This window comes from Kitasatospora sp. NPDC059722 (genome assembly GCF_042733235.1).
Taxonomy (GTDB): Bacteria; Actinomycetota; Actinomycetes; order Streptomycetales; family Streptomycetaceae; genus Kitasatospora.
The window spans coordinates 1-4,545 of the sequence record NZ_JBHWGD010000146.1; the positions used below are offsets into that span (position 1 = coordinate 1).

A 4,545-nucleotide genomic window follows, 5' to 3' on the forward strand; every position below is an offset into this window, starting at 1 on the left:
CGGCCCCGCCCGCGGGGGGGGCGCGCGCGCCACCACACGCAGGTCGGCCTCAGCCGACGGCGGGGCCGGAGGTGGTGTTGAGCCAGGACCACTCGGACCAGGTGGAGAAGCCGGTCTGCCAGCGGTGGTGGACACCGGCGCCGCTGGAGCCGAAGACCTCGATGCGGCCGTCGGCGTTGGCCGCCGCGGTGATCTCGGTGCCGGGGCCGCCGAAGGCGACCCACTTGTCGTACGGGGCGTTCACGCCGGTCTGCCACAGGTGCTGGGCGGTGGTGCCGTTGATGGCGAAGACCTCCACCCGGCCGTCCGGCGCGTGCTCGCTGGTCAGCTGGGAGTCGGCCGGCCCGCCGGTGGGTTCCCAGCCGGACCAGGTGGTGGGGTTGGTCTGGTAGCGGTGGTAGACGCCGGTGGAGCCGGACGCGAAGACTTCGAGGCGGCCGTCCTGGTTGTGGTCGACGGTGAGGTCGTGGCCGCCGGCGCCGAACGTGTCCCAGCCCGACCAGGCGCCGGAGGGCTGGAGCTGGTAGCGGTGCTGGAGCGTGCTGCCGTTGAGGGCGAACAGCTCCAGGCGGCCGTCCGCGTCCGCGCCGATCGTCAGCCGGGCGCCGCCGGGGCCGTCGAGCGACTCCCACTCGGACCAGTCGCCGTTCACCTTGTTCTGCCAGGCGTGCGAGACGCCGTTCGCCCCGGCCGCGAACACCTCCAGGCGGCCGTCCGCCGAGCGCGCCGAGACGACCCGGCCGGGTTGTGTCGGGTAGACGACCGGGGCCGGCCCGGGGTCGTGGTGGCCGAGCCGGTCGGCGGCGGCCCGGGCCGCGTCCAGGTACCGCAGGTGTGCGCCCTCCTTGTAGGTCGACCACTGCGCCCAGTCGGTGCCCTTGTTGGAGATGCGGTAGGCCGCGTTGGCGTTGCACTGGGCGTCGTAGGCGCAGGCGTCGCTGACCTCGGGGTGCCAGTAGCTGTTGATCTCCCACAGGCCCCGGTCGGTGGACGGCGGCGTGTTGTTCTGGACGTTGGACGCGAGCGGGTTGCAGCTGGACTCGGCCATGCCGACGGCGATCGCGGTCACCAGGGCGTCACCCCGGAAGCCCGCGGTGTAGCCGACCTCGGCGCAGAGGTCGATGCCGGTGGCGGCCGTCGCTGGCATGGCGCCGACGCCGACCGTCAGGCCCGCCGTCATGCCGAGCAGCGCGAGCGCGGAGACCAGGACCCGATGCAGCGGGGTGGCCGGGGCCGGTGCCGGGGCCGGTGCGGGTCGCGAAGCGCGCCGGAGGAGGGAGGGGAACACCGGGGCGGCCCTCACGCCTTGCGCAGGCGGTCGATGATGCCGTCCAGGTCCTGCCGGAACATGTCCGGCCGGATCTCGTGGCCGCCGGGCACCTCACGCGCGTCGTACGGGATGCCCGCCCCGTCGAGCAGGGAGCGGAACTCGCGCTGCCCGGCCAGGACCTGGGTCTCGTTGACGGTGCTGAACCAGTCGACCGGGTTGGGGCTGGTGCCGGCCACCAGGAAGACCCGCTTGTTGCGGTAGCTCTCGATCCGCTCCACCGGGTTGTCGGCGCTCACCCGCGCCTGGTCCCAGAGCGGCACGCCGTAGACCGTGCCGCCGTTCAGGTCCAGCGCGGCGGAGGAGGCGTTCGCCCAGTGCGCCACCAGGCCGCCGTCCCGGCGCAGGCTGGCCGGGCCGGAGTGGGCGCTGACCGAGGCGAAGTGACCGTAGTACTTGGCGGCGTACTTCAGCGCGCCGAAGCCGCCCATCGAGAAGCCGGCCACCGCGCGGCCGTCGTACTCGGCGTAGGTGCGGAAGTTGGCCTCGACCCAGGGCAGCAGCTGGTTGATGTGGAACTCCTCCCAGTTGCGCGGGCCCGCGTTGGAGCTGACCGGGTTGGAGTACCAGCCGGCGTGCCCGCCGTCCGGCATCACCACGATGATCGGCTTGCCGGCGGTCCAGTCGCGGACGCCCGCCCGGTCGAAGGTGATGAAGTCCTGGTCGTTGCCGCCGCCGTGGAACAGGTACAGCACCGGGTAGGTGCGCCCGCTCCACTGGTAGTCGTCCGGCAGCAGCACGTTCACGGCGGGGTTCCAGCCGATCGCCGAGGTGCGGAAGCGGTAGTACCACATCCGCGGGTCGCTCTCGTTGCGGTCCACGATGCTCAGGCCGAAGCCGTCGCCGGCCGCTGCCGCGGGACTCGCCGAGGCGAGCGAGCCGGCGGCGCCCAGCGCCAGCGCGGCGCCGAGCCCGCCGCCGGTCCTGAGGATGCTCCTGCGGGTGGGGTGCTGGGCGGTCAACGTGGCCTCCTGGGAACGCGCGTGACGGCGGCCCGTCCGGACCGCCCGGTGGTCGAGCGGTTGGGACGGTAGTCACCCGCCGCACGGCGCGGAATCCGGAACGATCCGGACTGACGGGGGGAGGCCCGATCGCCGAGACTGGTGTCTTTGACCCGGAGGGCGGAGGAAGGAACCGAACGGCTCCGCGCCCGGTCGGGCGAGCCAGGTCAGGCGGCGGTGAGCGCGGTCATCAGGGTGCGCAGCACCGTCCCCGTCTCCGTGCCGGGGTCGAGCGACTGGGCGGCGGCCAGGCCGTCCACGGCCGCCGCGAAGGTCTCGCCCAGGAGCCTGGCGTCGAGGCCGGTCCGTCGTTCGTCGGCCAGGAGCCGGAACATGCGCACGAAGCAGGCGCGCCAGCGCCGGTAGTCCTCGTCGAGGCGTTCCCTGATGCGGTCGTCGTTGAGGGCGAGCCAGTGCAGCGCCGAGTGCAGGTGCGCGAGGTCCGGGCTCTCGGGCCGGGTCAGCAGGGCGATCACGCGCTCGGCGCGTTCGGTGAAGCTCCCGGGGAGGTCGACCGCCTTCTCCAGCGGGGTGATCCACTCCGGCCGGATGTCCTCGATCACGGCCACGATCAGGTCGGTCCTGTCCTGGAAGTGGTAGTGGCACATCCCGTGCGAAATCCCGCACAGGGCGGCCACGTTGCGCGTGGTGAAGCGCCCGGCGGCCTCGCCGGCCAGGAGGGTGCGGGCGGCCGCGATCAGGCGGGCCCTGGTCTGCTCACCCTTGGCCGAGGGACGTCGACGCCCGGCGTCCCCGGCGGCCGAGGGGGTCTGGTCGTTCGCGCGCGTCGCCATGGGCGCAACTGAAACGACCGCCGGGGATCGGCCATCGGGACATCGGCGGATCCGGCCGTCCGGGCTCAGGCGCCCCACCGGTCCCGACTTCTGCGCGAAGAATTGACCGAGCGCTTGGCCAGTTATAGCTTTCCGGTCAACCTCGCCACCCCCACGGCGAGTTGACGGGAGATCCCCCATGAGCGATCAGACCCCCGACCAATGGACCCCGAACAGACGGCGGTTCCTGACAGCGGCCGCCATGACCGCCGCCGGCGCCGCCGTCACGGCGGCCACCGGCCCCCGGGCCCGCGCCGCCGGACGGTCGACGACCCCGCGCGGCGGTGCGCCGGCCGCCCCGGCTCTCGCGGGCGCGTTCTCGGTTCCGGCCGACGGCGTCCCGCACACCCGCACCTGGATGGCCTGGCCCGACAGCACGACCATCTACGGGCGCAAGCTCTCCGGCGTGCAGGCCAACATCGCCCTCATCGCCAACACCATCGCGAAGTACGAGCCCGTCCACCTCCTCGCCAACGCGGCCGGCGTCGCCGCCGCCAGGCGGGCCTGCACCAACCCGAACGTCACCGTCATCGGCTCCATCCCGGTCGACGACTGCTGGATGCGCGACACCGGCGCCGTCTTCCGCACCGACGGCGCGGGCGGCCTGGACGCCGTCGGCCTCAACTTCAACGGCTGGGGCAACCACCAGCAGCACGCCAACGACGCCCTCGTCGCCCAGCGCGTCGCCGCCTACCTCGGCCTCTCCTTCACTGCCGCCGGCCTGGTCAGCGAGGGCGGCGCCATCGAGACCGACGGTGCCGGGACGCTGATGGCGACGAGGAGCAGCATCATCAACCCCGACCGCAACCCGAACCTGTCCCAGGCGCAGATCGAACAGGCCATGTGCGCGGCCTACGGCGCGAGCAAGGTCATCTGGTTCGACGGGATCAGCGGCCAGGACATCACCGACGACCACGTCGATGCCACCTCGCGCTTCCTCGGCCCCGGCGTCGGACTCGTCCAGACCCCCAACCCGGCCGACCCGCCGGACATCTGGTCCAACGACGAGCAGCAGCAGTACCAGATCCTGTCCTCGTCCACCGACGCCCAGGGGACGCCGATCGCGGTCACCGCGCTGCGGTCGCCGGACTACAACCTGATCCGCGCGGTCAGCAGCAGCTTCGTCGACTCCTACGCCAACTACTACGTCTGCAACGGTGCCGTCATCTCGGCCCAGTTCGGCGACACGACCGCCGACGCCAACGCCAAGAGGGTCCTCCAGGGCCTCTTCCCCGGCCGCACCGTCGTCCAGCTCAACATCGACAACCTCGGGAACCAGGGCGGCGGCATCCACTGCGTCACCCAGCAGCAGCCCGTGCCGTAGGCGGCGGCACGTGTGTGGGGTGCCCCCCCGTGCGCGCGGGGCGCCCCACGCCGGACATCC

General features: G+C 72.8%; 4 protein-coding genes. 1 reads left to right on the forward strand and 3 read right to left on the reverse strand.

What is annotated here, in order from left to right:
• Window positions 1-49: 49 nt before the first annotated feature.
• The 3 genes from ACFV4F_RS40350 to ACFV4F_RS40360 form a co-directional block, all read right to left on the reverse strand.
• On the reverse strand, window positions 50-1,288 hold the full coding sequence (locus ACFV4F_RS40350) for a hypothetical protein (RefSeq protein WP_380510463.1): 1,239 nt from the start codon (window positions 1,286-1,288) through the stop codon (window positions 50-52).
• Between the two features lie 11 nt (window positions 1,289-1,299).
• Window positions 1,300-2,289 (reverse strand): alpha/beta hydrolase, encoded by a 990-nt coding sequence (locus ACFV4F_RS40355; protein ID WP_380447538.1) that lies wholly within the window; start codon window positions 2,287-2,289, stop codon window positions 1,300-1,302.
• A gap of 206 nt (window positions 2,290-2,495) precedes the next feature.
• A complete protein-coding gene (locus ACFV4F_RS40360; RefSeq protein ID WP_380510466.1) occupies window positions 2,496-3,122 on the reverse strand; it encodes a TetR/AcrR family transcriptional regulator in 627 nt (208 codons plus the stop codon).
• 178 nt (window positions 3,123-3,300) lie between these two features.
• Between ACFV4F_RS40360 and ACFV4F_RS40365 the strand changes: the two genes are divergently transcribed.
• Window positions 3,301-4,485 carry an agmatine/peptidylarginine deiminase gene (locus ACFV4F_RS40365; RefSeq protein WP_380510469.1) on the forward strand — a complete coding sequence of 395 codons (1,185 nt, stop codon included), beginning with the start codon at window positions 3,301-3,303 and terminating at the stop codon, window positions 4,483-4,485.
• The last annotated feature ends 60 nt before the right edge of the window (window positions 4,486-4,545 follow it).